General features: G+C 70.8%; 19 protein-coding genes and 1 riboswitch. Of the genes, 8 read left to right on the top strand and 11 right to left on the bottom strand.

The window, feature by feature from the left end:
• Nucleotides 1–24: 24 nt before the first annotated feature.
• Entirely contained in the window at nucleotides 25–1,023 is a 999-nt protein-coding gene (locus KBO27_RS07870; protein WP_210969325.1) for an iron-siderophore ABC transporter substrate-binding protein, read from the bottom strand.
• A gap of 220 nt (nucleotides 1,024–1,243) precedes the next feature.
• On the opposite strand from KBO27_RS07870, the gene KBO27_RS07865 reads away from it, so the two are divergent.
• The 7 genes from KBO27_RS07865 (at nucleotide 1,244) to KBO27_RS07835 (ending at nucleotide 8,346) form a co-directional block, all read left to right on the top strand.
• Nucleotides 1,244–2,014, top strand: a complete 771-nt coding sequence (locus KBO27_RS07865; RefSeq protein WP_210969324.1) for an SDR family NAD(P)-dependent oxidoreductase — start codon at nucleotides 1,244–1,246, stop codon at nucleotides 2,012–2,014.
• 17 nt (nucleotides 2,015–2,031) lie between these two features.
• Complete coding sequence (locus KBO27_RS07860) at nucleotides 2,032–2,169, top strand: hypothetical protein (protein WP_210969323.1); 138 nt, start codon at nucleotides 2,032–2,034, stop codon at nucleotides 2,167–2,169.
• Nucleotides 2,167–2,348, top strand: a riboswitch (cobalamin riboswitch). (Overlaps the previous gene by 3 nt.)
• Nucleotides 2,349–2,413: 65 nt before the next feature.
• Nucleotides 2,414–3,403 carry an ABC transporter substrate-binding protein gene (locus tag KBO27_RS07855; protein WP_307870287.1) on the top strand — a complete coding sequence of 330 codons (990 nt, stop codon included), beginning with the start codon at nucleotides 2,414–2,416 and terminating at the stop codon, nucleotides 3,401–3,403.
• Complete coding sequence (locus KBO27_RS07850; protein ID WP_307870286.1) at nucleotides 3,400–4,422, top strand: FecCD family ABC transporter permease; 1,023 nt, start codon at nucleotides 3,400–3,402, stop codon at nucleotides 4,420–4,422. Before KBO27_RS07855 ends, KBO27_RS07850 begins: the two co-directional genes overlap by 4 nt.
• Nucleotides 4,423–4,497: 75 nt before the next feature.
• A complete protein-coding gene (locus KBO27_RS07845) occupies nucleotides 4,498–5,502 on the top strand; it encodes a Gfo/Idh/MocA family protein (protein WP_210969322.1) in 1,005 nt (334 codons plus the stop codon).
• Nucleotides 5,503–5,554: 52 nt separating this feature from the next.
• Nucleotides 5,555–6,757 (top strand): cytochrome P450, encoded by a 1,203-nt coding sequence (locus KBO27_RS07840; protein WP_210969321.1) that lies wholly within the window; start codon nucleotides 5,555–5,557, stop codon nucleotides 6,755–6,757.
• Nucleotides 6,751–8,346, top strand: a complete 1,596-nt coding sequence (locus tag KBO27_RS07835; RefSeq protein ID WP_210969320.1) for an outer membrane protein assembly factor BamB family protein — start codon at nucleotides 6,751–6,753, stop codon at nucleotides 8,344–8,346. The genes KBO27_RS07840 and KBO27_RS07835 overlap by 7 nt, the downstream gene beginning before the upstream one ends.
• 169 nt (nucleotides 8,347–8,515) lie before the next feature.
• On the opposite strand, the gene KBO27_RS07830 is transcribed toward KBO27_RS07835, so the two are convergent.
• Together KBO27_RS07830 and KBO27_RS07825 are read right to left on the bottom strand one after the other, a co-directional pair.
• Complete coding sequence (locus tag KBO27_RS07830) at nucleotides 8,516–8,719, bottom strand: DUF397 domain-containing protein (RefSeq protein ID WP_210969319.1); 204 nt, start codon at nucleotides 8,717–8,719, stop codon at nucleotides 8,516–8,518.
• 13 nt (nucleotides 8,720–8,732) lie between these two features.
• Nucleotides 8,733–9,569, bottom strand: a complete 837-nt coding sequence (locus tag KBO27_RS07825) for a DUF5753 domain-containing protein (protein ID WP_210969318.1) — start codon at nucleotides 9,567–9,569, stop codon at nucleotides 8,733–8,735.
• Between the two features lie 124 nt (nucleotides 9,570–9,693).
• Between KBO27_RS07825 and KBO27_RS07820 the strand changes: the two genes are divergently transcribed.
• Nucleotides 9,694–9,912: a hypothetical protein gene (locus KBO27_RS07820; RefSeq protein WP_210969317.1), complete on the top strand. Its 219-nt coding sequence runs from the start codon at nucleotides 9,694–9,696 to the stop codon at nucleotides 9,910–9,912.
• Here KBO27_RS07820 and KBO27_RS07815 read toward each other — a convergent pair whose 3' ends face one another.
• The 8 genes from KBO27_RS07815 to KBO27_RS07780 form a co-directional block, all read right to left on the bottom strand.
• Nucleotides 9,913–10,320 (bottom strand): VOC family protein, encoded by a 408-nt coding sequence (locus tag KBO27_RS07815; RefSeq protein WP_210969316.1) that lies wholly within the window; start codon nucleotides 10,318–10,320, stop codon nucleotides 9,913–9,915. It abuts the gene before it with no gap.
• On the bottom strand, nucleotides 10,317–11,180 hold the full coding sequence (locus tag KBO27_RS34525; RefSeq protein WP_210969315.1) for a helix-turn-helix domain-containing protein: 864 nt from the start codon (nucleotides 11,178–11,180) through the stop codon (nucleotides 10,317–10,319). The genes KBO27_RS07815 and KBO27_RS34525 overlap by 4 nt, the downstream gene beginning before the upstream one ends.
• A 29-nt stretch (nucleotides 11,181–11,209) precedes the next feature.
• Entirely contained in the window at nucleotides 11,210–11,467 is a 258-nt protein-coding gene (locus KBO27_RS07805) for a hypothetical protein (RefSeq protein WP_210969314.1), read from the bottom strand.
• Between the two features lie 18 nt (nucleotides 11,468–11,485).
• Nucleotides 11,486–12,583, bottom strand: a complete 1,098-nt coding sequence (tal, locus tag KBO27_RS07800; protein ID WP_210969782.1) for a transaldolase — start codon at nucleotides 12,581–12,583, stop codon at nucleotides 11,486–11,488.
• A 63-nt stretch (nucleotides 12,584–12,646) separates the two neighbouring features.
• Nucleotides 12,647–14,008, bottom strand: a complete 1,362-nt coding sequence (locus KBO27_RS07795) for a hypothetical protein (protein WP_210969313.1) — start codon at nucleotides 14,006–14,008, stop codon at nucleotides 12,647–12,649.
• Nucleotides 14,008–15,102: a baeRF2 domain-containing protein gene (locus tag KBO27_RS07790; protein ID WP_210969312.1), complete on the bottom strand. Its 1,095-nt coding sequence runs from the start codon at nucleotides 15,100–15,102 to the stop codon at nucleotides 14,008–14,010. Before KBO27_RS07790 ends, KBO27_RS07795 begins: the two co-directional genes overlap by 1 nt.
• 84 nt (nucleotides 15,103–15,186) lie before the next feature.
• Nucleotides 15,187–15,984 (bottom strand): SAM-dependent methyltransferase, encoded by a 798-nt coding sequence (locus KBO27_RS07785; RefSeq protein WP_246536577.1) that lies wholly within the window; start codon nucleotides 15,982–15,984, stop codon nucleotides 15,187–15,189.
• A gap of 187 nt (nucleotides 15,985–16,171) precedes the next feature.
• On the bottom strand, nucleotides 16,172–19,255 hold the full coding sequence (locus KBO27_RS07780; protein ID WP_210969311.1) for an amidohydrolase family protein: 3,084 nt from the start codon (nucleotides 19,253–19,255) through the stop codon (nucleotides 16,172–16,174).
• Nucleotides 19,256–19,373 lie beyond the last annotated feature (118 nt).

The raw sequence follows: 19,373 nt of genomic DNA, 5'->3' as shown, positions 1-19,373 counted from the left end.
GATCAGTGGTGCGTCGGCGCGGGTTCAGCCCGCCTGGGCCTGCGCGATCAGCGGCACGACCTCGTCCACCGCGTAGGCCATGCCCGCGGCGGTGCCCGCCGAGAACGCCTGCACGGCCTGCTCGTCGTGCAGCACGACGGCACGGTGTTCGCGGACCGACTGCAGCGACTGGAACATCTGGTCCTTGTCGACCTCCGTCGCGGACAGGCCGATCGGGAACATCACGGTCAGGTCAGCGTTGAACAGGTCCATGCGCTCGGGCGAGACGCTGACGAAGAAGTTGTCCCCGGCCACCGCCTGCACGGCCGGCGACTGGCGGAATCCCAGCCGCTCCATGAACTCCAGGCGCGAACCGCCGTTGACGTAAGCGCCGTAGGAGCCGACCATCTTCGCGCCGACGGCGACGGTCTTGCCCGCGAACTGCGGGTGCGCGGCGGCGGCCTGCTGGAACTTCGCCTCCAGATCGGCCTTCTGCTGAGCGGCTTCGGCAGTCTTGCCCAGCGCCTTGCCGACCATGTCCAGCTGCTGGTCCCAGGTGGTCAGGTAGCTCTCGCCGCCCGGCGGGATGCTCACCACCGGAACGCCGAGCCGGTTGAGCAGGTTGTAGCGCTCCTTGTCGCCGCTGGCGCGGGTGTCGAGGATCAGGTCGGGCTGGAGTGCCGCGACGGCCTCCATGTCGACCTCCATGGTGCCGAGCATCTTCGGCGGCGTGGTGTAGCGCTTGTCGGCCGGGATCCACGGCGGAACGCCGTCGCCGCCCACCGGCAGCCAGTCGGCGGCACCGACGGGTTGCACCCCGAGGCTCAGCGCGGTTTCGGCGTCGCCCCAGCCCAGCGCGACGACGCGCTGGGGACGCTCCGGAACGATGACGTCACCGAACGCGGTCTTGATGGTGACCGGGAACTGGCCGTCCGCCGATCCGGCGGTGGGCTCGTCGTTCTCGGGACCGGCCGCGCCGCAGCCGGTCAGGGCGATTCCCAGCAGGACTGCCATGATCAGCCCCAGGGTCCGCATCCAGCGCATCTCCACACCTCGCAGTGAGTTAAGTGCGCCTAACCTAACTAACGCTCCGTGGGGAGTCCACCCCGAGACCTACCCGCTGTGACCGACGTTCGTCACATTCGTCCACACCGGACGATCGACCGCTCACCCCCGGTTCATGAGCAACTTCCGGCCTCGTCGTGCGTTGAGCCTCACGAAGGCCCGGTCGGGGCGTTCGAGGGTGCGGAAGGACGCGATCGCGATGGACAGGCTCAACGGCAAGCGCGTGCTCGTGACAGGTGGAGCGTCGGGGATCGGGCAGGCCAGCGTGCTGCGCCTGCTCGACGAGGGCGCCAGGGTGCTGACCACCGACATCGATGAGACCGGGTTGAAGGAGACCTCGCGGCGCGCGGCCGAGGCCGGCACGTGCGACCGGCTGGGCACGCTGCCCCTGGACATCTCCCAGGAGGACGCCGTCGACGCCACGGTACCGGCTGCGGCCGAGCAGCTGGGCGGGCTGGACGTGCTGGTCAACGCGGCGGGAATGCTGCACAGCGCGCACACGCACGAGTGCTCGCTGGAGCTGTGGAACCGGATCCTCGCGGTCAACCTCACCGGCACCTTCCTGGTCACCCGCGCGGCGTTACCCGCGCTGCTGGGGACCGGCAGCGGCGTGGTGATCAACTTCAGCTCGACCTCGGCGAACTTCGCGCACCCCTACATGGCCGCCTACGCCGCCAGCAAGGGCGGCATCCAGTCCTTCACCCACAGCATCGCCCTGGAGTACGCCAAGCAGGGTCTGCGCGCGGTGTCGCTGGTGCCCGGCGGGATTCGCAGCGGCATCACCGAGACCACCGCGGACAAGCTGCCCGCCGACACCGACTGGGACCTGTTCACCAAGCTCTCCCCCGCCCTCGGCAGCGGCTTCGCACCTCCGGAGCACGTGGCGGGCGTGGTCGCGATGCTCGCCTCCGACGACGGCGCCTTCATCACCGGCACCGAGATCCGCGTCGACGGCGGCACGCACCAGTAGTCCACTGTGGATTCTTCTTGCCCCCGATCTTTCCGGAGCGCACCGCGCCTCCGCGCAGCGTCATCACTGGTCGGCGGCGATGCCACCCCGCCGCCCACGACGTCGAGTCGATCCGGCGCAACGGCCGCCGGATCGACTTCACCCCGGCCGGTTAGACTCGATCGCGAGCCGGTCGTGCCACGTGTGGCCGATGGGAATCCGGTCGGAAGCCGGAGCTGACGCGCAGCGGTAGGGGTGACGGGCGAGCCCGAGCCACTGGATCGCACTCGATCCGGGAAGGCGGCTCGCCCGGTGGAGCCCGAGCCCGAAGACCTGCCGGCTCCCCGGAACCGCACCCGGTTCCGGGAATCGGCCGACCAGGTCTCGCGCATGGGCCTGGGGTGAGGATTTCCGCACAACGTGTTCTTACGCTGGACGCGCACGGGCTTGATGCTGCTCTGCGCCACCGCACTCGCCGCCTGCAACGCACCCGCGACGGAGTCGGCTCCGCCGCGGGTGTCGCTGCCCAACTGCGACGGCCACGTCTCGGTGTCCGAACCACCGCGCCGGGCCGTGAGCCTCAACCAGTCGACCACCGAGATCATGCTTGCCCTGGGGCTGGCGGACCGGATGGTGGGCACCGCGACCTGGACCGATCCGGTCGATCCGGGCCTGGCCGCCGAGAACGCCCGGGTGCCGCGGCTTTCCGACAACAACCCGTCCTTCGAATCGGTGCTGGCAACCGAGCCCGACGTGGTGCTGGGCGCCTACCAGGCGGTGTTCACCGACGAGGGCGTGGCCTCGCGGGAGCGCTTCGCCGAGCTCGGCGTCCCCACCTACCTCTCCCCCTCGAACTGCTTCCCGGAGGAGGCGCCGCTCGCCGAGCCCGTCGAGCTCGACGACATCTACCGGGAGGTGCAGGAGATCGCCACGCTCTTCAACGTCCCGGAGCGCGGCGAGGCGCTGGTGGCGCAGCTGCGGCAGCGGGTGGCCGACGCCCAGCGCAAGGCCGTCCCCCACCGGGACACCTCGGTGCTGTTCTGGTTCGCCCGCACCGAATCCCCTTACGTGGCAGGCTCGACCGGATCTCCGGCGATCATGACCCGCACCCTCGGGGTGCGCAACGCCTACGACGACGTGCGCTCGATGTGGCCGCAGGTGTCGTGGGAGGACGTGCTCGCCCGCGACCCCGACCTGCTGGTGCTCGGCGACCTCACCCGAGACGGCGAAGGCGATTCCCTCGCCGCCAAGCAGGAATTCCTGCGCACCGACCCCGCGATGTCGCGGCTGCCCGCCGTCGGCGAGGGACGGTGGATGAGCATGACCGGCACCGAGATGAACATCAGCATGCGCACGATCACCGGCATCGAGCGGCTCGCCGACCGGCTGGCCGAGCTGGAGCGGCGGTGAGGACCGGGCGCCTGCCCTCCTCGCTGATCGTGCTGGCCGGGATTCCGCTGCTCCTGCTGTCGATCGCCGTGGCCGTCACGCTCGGACCGGCTCCGCTGTCGGTGGCCGACGTGGCCGGTGTGGTGGGCGCGCGGCTGGGCCTGGGCGAGACCGACGTGTCGCGGATCGGGCAGGGCATCGTCTGGCAGCTGCGGTTGCCGCGCGCGGTCCTCGCGGCGATCTGCGGCGCCGGGCTCGGGGTGTGCGGCGCGGTGCTGCAGTCGCTGCTGCGGAACCCGCTCGCCGACCCGTTCCTGCTGGGCGTGTCGGCAGGCGCCTCGACCGGCGCGGTGCTGGTGGTGATCCTCGGACTGGGCGCGGGCGCGATCGGTGTGACCGCGGGCGCCTTCGCCGGTGCCCTGGTCGCGTTCGCGCTGGTGATGACGTTGGGAGCGGTGGCCGGTGGCACCACGACGCACCTGGTGCTCGCCGGTGTCGCCGGGACGCAGCTGTTCTCGGCCCTGACGTCGTTCGTCGTGATCACCTCGGCCGACGCCGAGCAGACCCGGGGCGTGCTGTTCTGGTTGCTCGGCTCGCTCTCGGGCGCCCGCTGGAACGACGTGGCGGTCTCGGGCGCGGTGTGCGCGGTCTGCCTGCTGCTGTGCCTGTCGCGAGCCGGGGCGCTGGACGCCTTCGCACTGGGGCACGACACGGCCGCGGCGCTGGGCGTGCACGTCACGCGGCTGCGGGTCGTGCTGCTGGTGGCCACCGCGCTGCTGACCGCCACGCTCGTCGCGGCGGCCGGTGCGATCGGGTTCGTCGGCCTGGTCCTGCCGCAGGCCGCGCGGCTGCTGGTGGGTCCGCGGCACCGCGCGCTGCTGCCGGTCACGGCCGTGCTGGGCGCGATCCTGCTGGTGTGGGTGGACGTTCTGGCCACGACCGTCGCCGCCCCGCAGGAGGTTCCGGTGGGAGTCATGACCGCGCTGGTGGGCGTTCCGGCCTTCGCCGCGCTGCTGGCCCGGCGCGGCCGAACCTCCTGAGCGTCCCGCGACCGTTCACCGGAATCCCCTACGCTGCACGCGTTGCGCCGCGTCGAGGAGTCTGCGAGGGATCAGATGAACCAGCCGGTGGCGTGGGGCGTGCTCGGCTGCTCCGGAATCGCCGAAAGACGAATGCTGCCCGCGCTCCACGAGATCGAGGGGTCCCGGGTCGCCGGGGTCGCCAGCCGAGCTCCTGCCAGGGCCGAGCGCTTCGCCGCCGAGCACGGCGGGACCGCGATGAGCTACGAGGAGATGATCGACTCCCCCGCGATCGACGCGGTGTACCTCTCGCTGCCGAACTCGCTGCACTTCGAGTGGGCGCGACGGGCGCTGAGCGCCGGAAAGCACGTGCTGTGCGAGAAGCCGATGACGGTCTCGGCCGAGCAGACCGGTGAACTGGTGGCGCTGGCCGCCGAGCGCGGACTGCTGCTGCGGGAGAACTTCGCGTTCCTGCACCACCCGCAGCACGAGATCGTGCGCGAGGTCGTCGAGCGCGGACGGCTGGGCCGGTTGCGGACCTTCAGCTCGGCCTTCGGCGTTCCCTCGCCGCGCGCCGGGGACATCCGCTACGACCCCGAGCTGGGCGCGGGATGCCTGCTCGACGTCGGCGTGTACCCGATCCGGGCCGCGCAGCTGATGCTCGGCGAGGGGCTGACGGTGGCCGGCGCGACGCTGCGGGTCGACGCCGACACCGGTGTGGACATGGCCGGGCACGCACTCCTGGTGTCGGAGAACGGGGTCTTCGCCGATCTGGAGTTCGGCTTCCAGCACGCCTACCGCTCCCGCTACGCGCTGTGGGGCGATGCGGCACACCTGAGCCTGGAGCGCGCGTTCACCCCGCCCGCCGAGCACCGCCCGCTGCTGCGGCTGGAGGAGCAGGACCACGCCGAGGAGTTCACGCTCGACGCCTCGCACCAGTTCCGCGATTCGCTGGCCTCCTTCGCCGGTGCGGTGCGCGAGGGCCGGACGCCGGAGATCGAGCGGTCCTGGCTGCGCGGAGCGCGGGAGACCGCGCGGCTGGTCGAGTCGATCCAGGAGACCGCGGTGCGGGTCCGGCAGCGGGGCGCGGTCCCGTCCTGAGCTGTTCGGGTACCTTGGTTAAGTCACGCGACTTAACCAAGGGGGAACGCTCGTGCCCGAGGCAACCGAGCCCGCCGTCATCGAGGTCAGCCGCCGCCGGAGCGGGTTCGGTCCGGCTCCCGACGTGGAGGCCGTTCGCGACGGCGCCGGAATCGTGCGGGTGCCCACCCCGTTCGGCCCGCCCTCGTGGCTGCTGACCCGCCACGAGGACGTGCGCCGGATGCTCGGCGACACCACCGGTTTCAGCAACGGCTGGACCACCGCCGACCTCGTCGGTGGCGCGAGCCGCGACCCGCGCCACCTCTCCGGTGACGGCAGCGGGAACCTGCTGTCGATGGACCCGCCGGACCACAACCGGTTGCGGCGGATGCTCACCCCGGAGTTCACGGTCCGCCGGATGCGCCGCCTGGAGCCGCGCATCACCGAGATCGTCGACGAGCACCTGGACCTGCTGGAACGGCACGGCAGCCCGGCCGATCTGGTGTCGCAGTACGCGCTGCCCATCCCGTCGCTGGTGATCTGCGAGCTGCTGGGCGTTCCGGTCGCCGACCGCGACGAGTTCCAGGACCGCACCCGCGAGCAGCTCGACCTCACCGTCTCCCACGACGACAAGGTCGAGCTGGGGCGCGCAGCGCAGGCCTACATGACCGACCTGGTCGAGCGGGCCCGCCTCGAACCCGGCGACGACCTCATCGGCATGCTGATCCGCGAGCACGACGAGCAGCTCACCAACGCCGAGCTCATCGGCGTGGCGAACCTGCTGCTCGTCGCCGGCCACGAGACGACCTCCAACATGCTCGGCCTGGGCACGCTGGCGCTGCTGCGCCACCCCGAGCAGCTGGCCGCGGTGCGCGACGATCCCGAGTCGGTTCCGGGCGCGGTCGAGGAGCTGATGCGGTGGCTGAGCGTGGTCAACTCCGGTTCGCCCCGGCTGGCCACGCGGGACGTGGAGCTCGGCGGCGTGACGATCCGGCGCGGTGACCTGGTGTCGTTCAACCTCCCCGCCGCCAACCGGGATCCGGGCCTGGTCGAGGAGCCGGAGCGCTTCGACATCGCCCGCCCCGCCAACCAGCACCTCGGGTTCGGGCACGGCATCCACCACTGCCTCGGCGCTCCGCTGGCGCGGATGGAGATGCGCATCGCGTTCCCGGCGCTGCTGCGGCGATTCCCGACCTTGCGGCTCGCGGACGAGGAGATCGCCTGGGCCGGCGATCACGCCATCTACGGACTGAAGGAGCTCCCGGTCGCATGGTGAACACCCGCTTCCCCGGTTTCGGCACGCCGCGGAGCGAGCGCTGGTCGATGCGCAGGCTCAACCGGCCGAGCCCGCTGTGGGGGTCCAACGGCATCACCTTCGGACCCGACAAGCGGCTCTACGTCGCGCAGTTCCTGGCCGGGCAGATCAGCGCCGTGGATGCGACCACGGGTGAGGTGGAGGTCGTCGTTCCCGCCAACGGCCCGGTGCAGGCGCCCGACGACCTGGCCTTCGGCTCCGACGGGTCGATGTACATCGCCGACATCACCCCGCAGCGGGTGTGGCGCCGCTCCCCCGACGGCGAGTTCACGTTGCTGTCGGAGGAGATCCGGGTGCCCAACGGCATCACGTGCGTGGGCGACCGGTTGTTCGTCAACGAGATGCGGCCGGGCGGGCGGGTCGTGGAGCTGCTGCCCGACACCGGCGAGATCGTGGTGCTCGCCGAAGGTCTGGCGATGGGCAACGCGATGCAGCAGGGCCCGGACGGTTCGCTGTACTACCCGCACATGATGACCGGGCAGGTCTGGCGGGTCTCGCCGGACGGCGGCGCACCGCAGGAGGTCGCCGACGACGTGCACGAACCGGTGGCCGTGCGCTTCGACCACGACGGCGCGCTGGTGGTGCTGTCGCGGGGCGTGACGGGCATCGTCACCCGCATCGACCCGGACACCGGGCGCCGCAGCACCATCGAGACCGGTGTGGCGGGCATGGACAACGCGGCGTTCGACCGGGAGAACCGGATGCTCGTGTCCAGCTACGGCAGCGGTGGCGTGACCCAGGTCGACGCGCTGGGCACCCGCGCGGTCGTGGGCCGGGGACTCCACGGTCCGTTCGGCGTGGCCGCCGACGAGGCGGGCCGGGTCTACGCGGGCGACCACTTCCGGCTCGCCGACGGGGATCTGGTGACCGGGGACCTGATCCAGCCGGTCGCGGGCGGCGCCTGCCACGGCGTCGCCGCAGGTGGCGGGCTGGTGCACATCACCTCGATGCACGGCGACGTGCGGACCTTCGACCCCGCGACCCGGGAAGTCCGGATGCGCGTGAAGGACCTCGCCGAACCCACCGGCATCGCCATCACCGAAACCGGCCTGCTCGTGGCCGAAACCGGCGCCGGCCGGGTGATCCACATCGACGAAGCCGACGCGGTGACCCCGATCGCCGAGCTCCCGCACCCGGTGGACGTCGCCCTCGACGCCGAAGGCCGCCACTACGCCTCGGACGACTCCCTCGGCGCGGTCGTGCGCATCGAGGACGGGTCGGTCGCGACCCTCGCGGACGGACTGGACCAGCCACAAGGCATCACGACCCTCGACGACACCCTTTACGTCGTCGAGGTCGGCACCCAACGCCTCGTCTCCATCGACCTCACCACCGGCGAAACCCGAACCGCGGCCACGTCTCTCCCGGTAGGCCTCCCACCAGGCCTCCACCGCGAAGACCCGGCCCCCACCCTGTTCCCGCCGGCCAGACCCCGCCCCTTCGCAGGCCTCACCACCACCGCGAACGGGTGCCTCCTCCTAGCCGCCAACGGCGAAGGCACGGTCCAACTCCTCACCCCGCACGACCACACCCGGCTCCACCACACCTGAGCAGAGCTGTTCGAATTTCGCGCGAAATTCGACCGCCGAAGTTCGCACTCGAATTTCGCGCGAAATTCGAATCCCCGCCTCAGGAGCCCGCTGTCGTGGGTCACTCGAGGGGATGGTTCGTGCATGAGAAACGCCCCCGGCCAGGCGGGGGCGTTTTTCGTGCGCTGGGTCAGCGGTCAAACCGACCGGTCTTGATCGCGTCGACGAAGTGCTGCCACTGCGGGGCCGTGGTGGTGAAGTGGCCGGCGGTGCGGTTCTTGGTGTCGCGGACCGCTGCTCCGGCGTCGGAAATCCGGCCGACCTCCACGCAGTTCTGCGCCCCCTGGCTGCGACTGGACGTCCGCCAGCCCGTGACCGACTGAGACGGGCGCATGGTCACCACTCCACTAGGTCAGTTCTTTGATCCTCCGATCCAGCATCTTGACCGAGGCTCGGTCGGACGCTGCGATCATCCGCAGGGTATCGAACGCTTTCACGTAGCGATCGGTATGGGCGGGTTTGTCGAGGTAGTCACCACTCGTGAGCGCTTCGGTGTAAACGAAGGTCGCCGACGGCTCGTCCAGGTGCAACAGCGTCCAAGACGACCCGAGCGCGACGTGCTCTCCCGCGTCGAAAGGCAGGACCTGCACGGTGACGTTCGGCCGCGCCGCAGCTTTTCGAAGGTGCTGGAGCTGATCGCGCAGCACGCCTCGACCACCGACCTGCCGGAAGAGAGCGGCTTCGCCGACGACGCACCACAGTTGCGGTGCGTCGTCACCGAGCACGCGATCCGCCCTGCGGACCCGTTCTGCCACGGCCGGTTCGACGTCCTGGGTCTCGTCGAGCGGGTTGGACAACGAAGCCCGCGCGGTGTGCTCCGTCTGCAACACGGGCGGGATCACCTCGGGGTCGTAGTACTTGATCTCCGCTGCTGCGCCTTCGAGGGCGACGTAGGTGGCCGCCCAGTCCGGGACTCTTGCCGGTTGGTCCCTGCGACGGGCTTCCTTGGCGAGGGCTCGCAGGCGGTCGGCTTCGGCCTGATCGTCGAGACCGAAGAGCCGGACGAGTTCGTTCACCTCGGCCGCGGAGACCGTGAGGTTGCCGGACTCGACCTTCTGGAGCTTGCCGACGTACCAGTCGAGCGTCTCGTTGATCTCCTTGGACTTCACTCCCGACCTCTCGCGCATCGCGCGGAGCATCAACCCGACCTGCACCCGCCGGACCGCCGGCCATGTCTTCGACATGGATCCGGATCTTGCACCAGTTCGACACCGGCAATCAAGCAGATCAACCTATTGGGTTATCGCGAGTTGCAATTGCAGTTCGCTACCTTGCAGCCCAAGCTGATCACGAGTGAGAGGACTGGGGATGCACACCGAGCAGGCGCAACGGCACTTCTGGCTTCCGATACCCAACGAGAACGTACCGGGCGGTGTGCGGCACGCGTTCCGCGGAGCCCGCTGGGAGGGCCTCGCCTCGACCGAGGCGGTGTGCGGCGAACTCGTCGCCATGGCCCAGCCCAGCGAGCTCGACTGGATCTACTTCCCCACCTGCACGGAGTGCAACTCCCGCCTCAAGGGCGTGTGATCACGGGCGGGGTTCGCCTCGGTAGTAGCCGAAGGACCAGAGGTTGCCTTCCGGGTCCCGGACCCCGAACTCGCGGTTGCCGTACTCCTGGTCGGCGATCTCCCGGAAGATGTCCGCACCCGCCGCGCGCACTCGCTCGTAGAGCGCGTCGGGGTCTTCGGTCACCACGTACATCCCGGCCGTGCCGGGTTGGCGGGACCAGTCGTTGCCGGGCTGGTAGGTGCCGAGCATGATGCCGCCGCCCTCGGGCCAGTCGAGCTGGGCGTGGGCGACCTGATCTCCGTCGGTGTAGGCGGCGGTCTTGATGAAACCGAGCTTGTCCACCAGGAAATCGATGAGCGCGGGTGCGTCGTGCGCTTGCAGCGTTGCCCACACCGTGGGTGCGGGTCTGGTGTTCGTCGTGGTCATGGGGGAAATTCTTCCGCCCGCTGACCGGCGCCGGCTTGGATGTTTCGGAGCTCCGCGGCGATCCACCGGCTCGGGCTCGACCCGGCGTACTGGTTGAAGTCGCGCACGAGGTGCGAGTGGTCGTAGTACCCGCACGAGTGCGCCACGGCCGAGAGATCGAGCGGACCCCCAGCTTGGACGGCGCGGGCGATGCGCTGACGAGCGTGCTCGAAGCGCATCAACCGCGACGCCCCCTTCGGCGACACGCCGAGCTCGGCCTTGAACAGCGACGTCAGCTGCCGTTCGCCGAGGTGGACGTGCCGGGCGAGGGCACTCATCGAACCGGTGCCGCGGTGCCAGGCGATCCACTTCCACGCCTCCGCCACCTCCGGACGCGCACCCGAGGTCACCTCCGCGGCGTTCGCACTCAGGTAGGTGGCCAGGGCCGCGAATCGCTCGGGCCACGTGGTCATCTCGGCGAGTCGCTGGCGCAGGTCCTCGACGCCGCCGCCGAGAACCTCCCGCGCGTCGATCGCCCGATCCCGCAGCTCAGCGGCCGGAACGCCGAACAGCCCGCGCAACGCCAGGGGCCGGACGGCGAGCTGGATGCCGCTCTGCACCCTGGGCTGAGCGATGTAGGCGGGGCAGGTGTGCAAGCCGCCGAGCACCAGGTGAGTGCTCTCGGCGTCCTCGCCGGAGGGCTGGAAACCCGAGATCACCGGCTCGTCGAAGGTCAGCACCAGCGTCAACGCGGGCGAAGGCATCCCCACATGCCGGCACGGCCGGTCCAGGCGGGAGCTGTAGCCGACCGCCGAGACGACGGCGTCGGGCAGCAGCCGCCCGCCCTGGACGAACCGCCACTCCTGGTCCTGCTCGGTCACCTCGCCCATTGTCCACCGGCCACCGACAGCTAGTCGGTTTCCGGGCGTTCCTCGGCGATGCGCTCGTCGAGCGTCCGACCCTCGCGCTGCTCGCGCGGGGTGGGCCGCTCGCGGGAGGCGGCCGACCAGCCTTCGGGCGGTTCGACGCCGCGCTCCAGCGGATCGGTGCCGAGCTCGTCCTCGTCGAGGTCCTCGGCCGACTGCAGGTTGGCCGGGTCCTCCGGGTCCTGCGGGTCGGGCTCGGTCTCGTTGGGAGTGGGTGTGGAAGCATCCACGGGATCAGACATCTCATCCTCCTCTGTGGACTACCCGAGCCGATCGGCGACGGTGCCGAGGAGTTCGGTCCAGGACTTCTCGAACTTGTCGACGCCGTCGGTCTCCAGGTGCTTGAAGACGTCGTCGAGGTCGATGCCCGCGGCGGCGAGGTCGTCGAAGACCTTCTGCGAGGCCTCGGCGGTGCCGCTGACCAGGTCACCGCGCACGTCGGCGTGGTCGGCGGTGGCCTGCAGCGTCGACTCCGGCATGGTGTTGACCGTGTTCGGCGCGGCGAGCTCGTCGACGTAGCGGGTGTCGGAGTAGGACTTGTCCTTCACTCCGGTCGAGGCCCACAGCGGGCGCTGCGCCCGAGCACCCTCGGCCTGCAGGGCCTTCCACCGCTCGGAGGAGAAGACCTCCTGGTAGGCGGCGTAGGCCAGGCGGGCGTTGGCGATCGCGGCCTGCCCGCGCAGCGGGTGGCCCTCCTGCATCGCGTCCAGCCGCTTGTCGATCTCGGTGTCCACGCGGGAGACGAAGAACGACGCCACCGACTCGATCGACGCGAGGTCGTGCCCGCCTCCCTTGGCCTGCTCCAGACCGGCGAGGTAGGCGTCCATGACGGCCTTGTAGCGCTCGACGGAGAAGATCAGGGTCACGTTGACGCTGATGCCCTCGGCGATCACCTTCGTGATGGCCGGCAGGCCCGCCACCGTGGCCGGGATCTTGACCATCAGGTTCGGCCGGTCCACGGCCTTCCACAGATCGATCGCCTCGGCGACCGTCTTGTCGGTGTCGTGCGCCAGCCGCGGGTCGACCTCCAGGGAAACCCGACCGTCCACACCACCCGTCTGCTCGTAGACGTCGCGGAAGACGTCCGCCGCATCGCGCACGTCGTCGGTGGTGATGATGCGGGCGGCCCGGTCCGTGGTCACGCCCGCCTTGGCGAGCTCGTCGAACTGCTCGTCGTACTCGGGTTCCTTCGACAGCGCGTTGGCGAAGATCGTCGGATTGCTGGTCGCGCCCACCAGACCGTACTTCTGGATGAGCTCGTCGAAGCCTCCGGACAGGACCCGGTTGCGCGACAGGTCGTCCAGCCAGATCGACACTCCGACGTCGTTCAACGCCTTCAGGTTCGCATTCGCCACCAGACGTCCTCCAATCCCACTCGGGCTCCCCACGGCCTACCCGCTCAACCCTCGCGCCATGCGTGCTCACAGGCGCACGTTCGGCCCCCGGAGCAGCGATTCCGCTTCGTGGAACGACATCTTCGGCAGCTCGTCGCGCGCGGACACCCGGGTGAGAGCCCGGTGGGCGCGGACCAGACCCGCGAAGTCCCTCGGGTACGCGGCCGGATCGGCTCCCAGCACCGTGCCGAACCGGCGAGCGCGACCGACGAGGTGCTGCCAGGTCTCGATCGGGGCGAGCCCGATCGACTCGGTGCCGTGCGAGAACAGCATCATCCGGATCTCGTCGTAGGACACCGAGTCCAGGTGCTCGCGCAGGGTTCCCGGTGAACTCCCCGCGTTGAAGGTCAGCCAGAACGGCACCGAACCCGTGCGCCACGCCCAGTGCGGTTCCAGCAGCAGGAAGGTCTCCACCAGCAACCGATCGGTGGGCGAGCCGTTCGCGGCGTACCAGTCGCGGTGCAGCTGCGCCACCGCCGGGCTCAGGTCCTCCGGGTGACCGAATCGCAGTCTGCGCACCGGAAAACCCAGCGCGTCGACGTCATCGAGGAGCTCCGGCTCGAAACCCCACTCGGCCTCCGGCCGCCGCTCGTCCGGCTGCGGCGGGTTCCAGGACTCGTGCTCGGAGCCGTAACTGCGCAGGAACTCGCGCACGCGCGGACCACCGGTGAAGTACTCCTGCTCGTCGGCTCCGCCGAGCGCGCCGAACTGGAACACGTGGCGCTCATCGACCCTGGTCACCGGCCAGTCCAGATCGCATTCCGAGGTGACCACGACGCCGTCCGGGGCCAGGTGCTCGCGGATGAACCGCCGGTAGGCCACCGGCAGCCGCCGCCACTTGACCCGGAAGTAGGACATGCCGGCGATCATCAGCCGGTCCTGGTTCGGGTCGTGCATGTGGTGCAGCACGAGTTCGGGGTTCGTGCGCAGCAGCTCGCGTCCCGGATGCCGCCCGGCCTCCAGCTCGGCCGCCGGGTCGTCGCGGTCCACGCCGCCGCGCCGCACCGGGATCAGCAGCGTCTGCGGCAGCCACGGCGCGTCCAGCGCGGCGGCCAGGTGCATCAGCGCGCCGTTGGAGGAACCGAGGAACACCACCGGATATCGGCGACGCGGGTAGTGGTCGACGGTCCACTCGGCGAGGTCGTCGGCGTCTATGTCGGCGAGCCGGCCGGGCGGCACCGCCTCGCCGACGCCGCTGACCGCGTACACCTGATCGGCCAGCGAGGTCGGCAGCCGGTTCACCCCGCCCAGCAACGCCGAGATCACCGGCACCGCCGCGCGCGGAGCCGCACCCAGCGCGGGCGCGTCACGTCCGGCCAGGCAGTGCGACAGCGCGCGCAGCATCCCGGTCGCCGAGTCGAACGAGGCGACCGCGCGACTCGGCCGCATCACGCCGCCCGGTACCGCAGGACCGCGCCGATGCCACCGGTGAGGTCGATGGTGCCGGGCTCGGTGATCACCAGGTCGGCACCGGTCCCTGCCAGTGCGCGGACCACGGCCGCGCTGGCGGGTGCGTCACCGATGATCTCGCTCCCGGTGTCCTTCAGCGCGCGTTCGTCCGCGGCGAGCTCGGTGGCACCGGCACCGACGTGCAGGTCGCCCGCGTGATCGTCGGCGGTCCACAGCAGCGTGCGGACCTGGCCTCGGCGCAGGGCCTCCACGGTGTCCTGCCAGCCCTCCACGGCGCGTTCGCCCCGGCCGCTCTCGCGCTGGAACTCTTCGACCGCCTCGGCGACCTCCGCGTCGTGCACGCTGCGGGTCACCTCGTGCCGCAACCGCTCCGCCGACTCCTGCCGAGAACCCGGTTCGATCACCAGGTCCTGGTCCTCACCCAGCAGCGAGTGCACCAAGGAGCGCTGCTGATCCTCACCGGTGAGCACGATCGCCTGCGCGCCCATCTTGCCCGCGCGCTCGGTGATCTCACCGGCCACGGCCTCGGCGTTGCGCTTCCAGCGCTCTTCGACGGCCATGTGGAACCGCTGCTGGTTCTCCTGCTCTCCGGCGTGGGTCTTGTGCACCGGGTGCGATTCGCCGTCGATGCGGACCCGCTTCATCTCCCCCGAGCCCGACACCACCGTCAGGTCCGCGCCGGTGTGGTCGACGTCGGCCACCAGGAACGCCACCCGGGACATGCATCGCCGCAGGTAGGGCATCAGGTGCGGGACCGGGCCGACGTAGGCCTGGTCCTCGGCCGGCAGGTCGGTGGGCGGCTCGGGCAGTTCGTCCTGCAGCACCACCTCGGCGCCTTCGCCGACGAGCACCTGCCCGCGCTGGCCGGTCTGCGCGCGATGTTCGCGCACGTGATCGGCGATCGCCTGGACGGTGGCCTCGTCGGCTCCCTGCTGCTGCAACCGCTCGTGGATCGCTCGCCACCGCAGCTCGATCGCCTTGGCGGCGTCTTCGGCGTCCCCCGAGGTGTCCAGATAGGCGGTCACGAAGGGGCCGGGTCGGTCGTAGACGTGCTGGAGAGTTCCCGTCTCCACGGCTACATCACCCTGTTCTGCTGCACGGTTCGCCCCCGCGACGGCGGAGGCCGTGCCCGGAGAATCCCCGGGTGGTCCGTGCGTTTAAACCAGGCGGCCGACGGCGGCGTAGGCGTTGGCGCGAGCGATGTCGTCCTCGCTGGGCGGCAGGTCGGGATGCCAGGACGGCGTGGGGACCAGGCCAGGCGGGATGAGTTCGTAGCCGTGGAACAGCTCGGCGATCTCCTCCGGCGGACGCCACCGCACCGGGGTCGGCGTGCGGGCCATGACCTCTTCGGCCGCGGCGACCTGCTCATCGGTGGCGGCGAGCTGCGAGATGTGCGTGGCGGCCAGGTAGCTGCCAGGAGCGCAGGCCTCCCGGTAGGCGGCGGTGAGCGCGGTGGCCTCGTCCTGGTCGGGCACGAACGGCAGGATCGCGACCGCCAGCACCGCCACCGGGCGCCCGAAGTCGATCTTGGCGACGCCGGTGGCACGCAGCACCGACTCCGGTTCGCGGATGTCGGCCTCGTCGATGGAGACCATCGGGTTCTCGCCGAGCAGCGCCCGCGCGTGGGCGACCGCGACCGGTTCGTGGTCGACGTAGGCGATGCGGGCCTGCGGGTTGTGCTGGTGCGCGACCTCGTGCACGTTGCCGACGGTCGGGATCCCCGACCCCAGGTCGAGGAACTGGTCGATGCCCTGGCGCACCAGGTGGTCCACCGCGCGGCGCAGGAACGCCCGATTGGCGACCGCGTAATCGCGGGCGTGGGGCATCGCCTTCAGCCCGGCCTCGGCGGCTTCGCGGTCGACCGCGAAGTTCGTCGACCCGCCCAGGTAGTAGTCATACATCCGCGCCGAGTTCGGGCGTTCGACGTCCACGCCCTTCGGCTCCGGCAGAACCAACGCGCCTCCCCGCACCGGCGAACCCAACCTTCCCAGGCTACCGATCCGAGGCGCGTCTCCGGTACCCCGAGGCCTCCGCGGCCCAGCCGCCGGTTTTCCCCGGCAGGCGGCGGTTTTGGTCCGATCCGTCCGTGATCGCTGCCGGTTTCGCCCGGTCGGTCCGGACCAGAACCGCCCGCTGCCCCCATCACCCGAAGCGCGGGTGCTCGCAGCAGGCGCGGTGGGTCCATTCCGGTTCGTGCCACCAGAACGCCGGGTCGGTCTCCGGTCCGGCTCGGTGCGATCCCGAGATGGGGGCGGTCGCTGTCGTGCCGGGTGATGCGAAGGGGGCCAGGAGAGCGTCCGCGGTGTGCGCGGCGCCGCCCTTGATGACCGTGCGGACCGCCGCTGCGGCGGTGATGTCGGTGAGCGGGTCACCGGCGACCAGGGCCAGGTCCGCGTAGGCGCCGGGGCGGATCTCGCCGAGCTCGCCGGGAAGACCGAGCCAGCGGGCCGGGTTCCGGGTGGCGGTCGTGAGGGCTTCGCGGGGCGTGAATCCGTGCGCGACCATCGCGCGGAGGTTCATGTGCAGCGAGACCGCGATGTTGTCCAGCGGCGAATCGGTTCCCGCGATGACGAACCCACCGCCGCGCTGGATGCGCAGCAGCATGTCGACCTGACCGGCCAGCTTGAAGCGGGTGACCTCACCGTCGGGACCGGCCGCGTCCTCGGCCTCGGCGAGCAGGCGCTGGTACTCCCACGGCGGGAACAGCACCCGCGTCCGCCGGTCCTCGATCAGCGACCGGTCCTGCGCGTACATCCCCGACGAGGTGAACAGCGTGGGGGTGATGGACATCCCGCTGGCGATGAACAGCTCCACGGCGTCGTCGTAGGACCTGCCGAGCTCGTCGCAGGTGTGGGAGTAGCCGAGCCTGTTGGTGGCCCCGGTGTGCTCCATGCCGTCCATGCCCAGATGCGCGGCCGGGTAGACGTAGTGCGAGCTCAGCGGCCTGCCCTGCGCGTGCGCCTGCGCGATCGCCGCCTGCTGCATCCGCACCGGCATGCGCACGTAGGTCTTGACCATGTCGTAGTCCAGGGCGGACGCGCGCCGCATCTCCAGCCGCAGCTGCTCCTCGCTGAGGGTGGGGCGCATGAAGTTGTAGTAGATCCGCCCGCCGTCGATGGCCTCGCCGGTGGCGAAGTACCGCGGGCCGACGCGGTCTCCCGAGCTCAGCGCCTCGCGGGTCTCCTGCATCTGGTAGGCCGGATCCCCCGGCGATCGGGTCGTCGTGACGCCGTAGGCAAGCCAGGCGCGTCCCTGCCGGTCGCCCCACTGCCGGCCGCGCAGGTGCCAGTGCACGTGGGCGTCGATGAGACCGGGGATCGCTGTCAGCTCGCGCGCGTCGATGCGGGCGCGCCCGTCCTGCGCCGGGAGCACGGCGGCGATGCGCTCCCCCGCCAGCACGATGTCGACGTCGCGGCGCAGCTGCTCGGACGCGCCGTCCCACAGCGCACCGACGCGCACCACCTGGTTCTCGCTGGTCCGCGCCGGAGTCCACGTCAGGTCCAGGGGGATCGAGGCGACCTCGCCGGTGCCGACGTGCACCGAACGCAGCTCGCCACCGTTGAGGAACAGCAGGTGGTCGGCGTCGCGCCAGCTCGGCGAGTCGGTCAGCTCGGTGGTGACCTGGCGGGGTGCGCCGGTGAACGCCCCAGTCGCGTCGACGGTAACGATCCACGCGGTCGACTCCACGACGAACGCGAGGTGCCTGCCGTCCGGGGACCACACCGGGCCGTCGTCGCCGCGCGTGGCCAGCGACCGGAACGGCATCACCTCGGTGTAGTGCAGCGCCCCCGTTTCCACGTCGACCCGCAGGACCTGGCTGGTCCCCTCGCGGAACCGCGTCCCGTAGGGCTTGACGGCGGCCAGCACCAGGGTTCGCCCGTCCGGCGACCAGTCGGGACGACCCGGCTGGAACAGCGGTGGCGTCACCTGGCGCGGTGCGCCGCCGGCGAGGTCGGCGACCCACGTGGCACCGTCCTGGTCCTGGTAGGCGATCCGGTCGCCGTCCGGGGAGAACCGGGGCGTGATCGCCGCGCCGTGCACGTCGGTGATGCGCCGATCCGAGCCGGTGGCCAGGTCGTGCAACCACAGGTCGGCGGTGCCGCCGCGGTCGCTGCTGTGGAGCAGCTGCCGCCCGTCCGGGGAGAAGTCCGGGTCGGACGCGAAGTACCCGTCGCCGACGACTTTTCGAGGTGCGCCACCGATCGGCATCACCCACAGCGCGTTCAGCGCGCGGAACGCGACCTGCGCGCCGTCGCGCGAGCACACCGGGCTCGCGATGCCGGTGACCTTCGGCCCGCGCACCCCGGGACGCCGCTTCGGGTAGTCGCGGCGGGAGAGCACCGGAACCGTTGCGGTGAACGGAACCTCGTTGCGCTCGCCGGAGGGCCCGCGCCTGCGGACCACCCCGTCGGCGGTGTAGAGCAGTTCACCGGGGCCGATCCAGCGCGGCGCGAAGCCGAAGACGTCCTCACCTTCGGTCACGGCCTGCCCGTCTACCACCAGGTCCCGCCGGGCACCGGCCAGGCGGACGTAGGCCAACCGGCCTTCGGGAGCGAGGCTCGGACCGTGGAGCGACACCTCGCCACCACCGTCGACCATCACGCTGACCTGCCCGGACGCGATCTCCACGCGCTCGATCGCGGTGTCCCCGGCGACGTAGACCAGGGCCTTGCCGTCGGGCGCCCAGCTCGGCATCGACACGTCCGGCCGATCCCGGGTGATCTGGCTGATCACCCCGGAACCGAGGTCCATCACGAACACCTGGTAGCCGCCCGCGCGGTCGGAGGCGAACGCGAGAGCCCTTCCGTCGGGCGAGAACCTCGGCTCCCGGTGGTCCTTCCCGCCCGCGGTGAGCTGCCGCAGCCCGGAACCGTCGGCGGCCATCGTCCAGAGGTGGAAGTTGCCATCGCGGTAGGACTGGAACACCAGGGCGCGACCGTCCGGGGAGAAGTCCGGCTGCGTGGCGTCCTGCAGCTCATCGGTGAGCTTGCGCGCCGCACCGCCGCCGGGTTCGAGCACCCAGATCGCGTTGACCAGGTCGAACGCCACGCGCCCGTCCGGTGCCGCGGCGGCGCAGAGGTTGGTGCCCTGCCGCAGCGTGACACCGGCGCCGTCGGCCAGCGCCAGGCGTGGTGGAGCGAACGCGAGGGCCGCTGCCGCACCGGTACCGGCGGCCTGCAGGGCGCGTCGTCGGGTGAGCCTGAACCGTGAAATCCCCGCTGCCATCGACAATCTCCCGAAGATCCGTCGAAATCCGCGAATCGATCGATCGTCCGCCCACCGACGATCACGCACAATCCGCCGACGAGTGAAAAAACCGCATCCCGATCGATCCGGTCGCTCC

Source organism: Saccharopolyspora endophytica (assembly GCF_018070075.1).
Taxonomy (GTDB): domain Bacteria; phylum Actinomycetota; class Actinomycetes; order Mycobacteriales; family Pseudonocardiaceae; genus Saccharopolyspora; species Saccharopolyspora endophytica.
The sequence above is the reverse complement of the archived record's forward strand: the minus strand, read 5'-3'. Positions and strand labels throughout refer to the sequence as shown.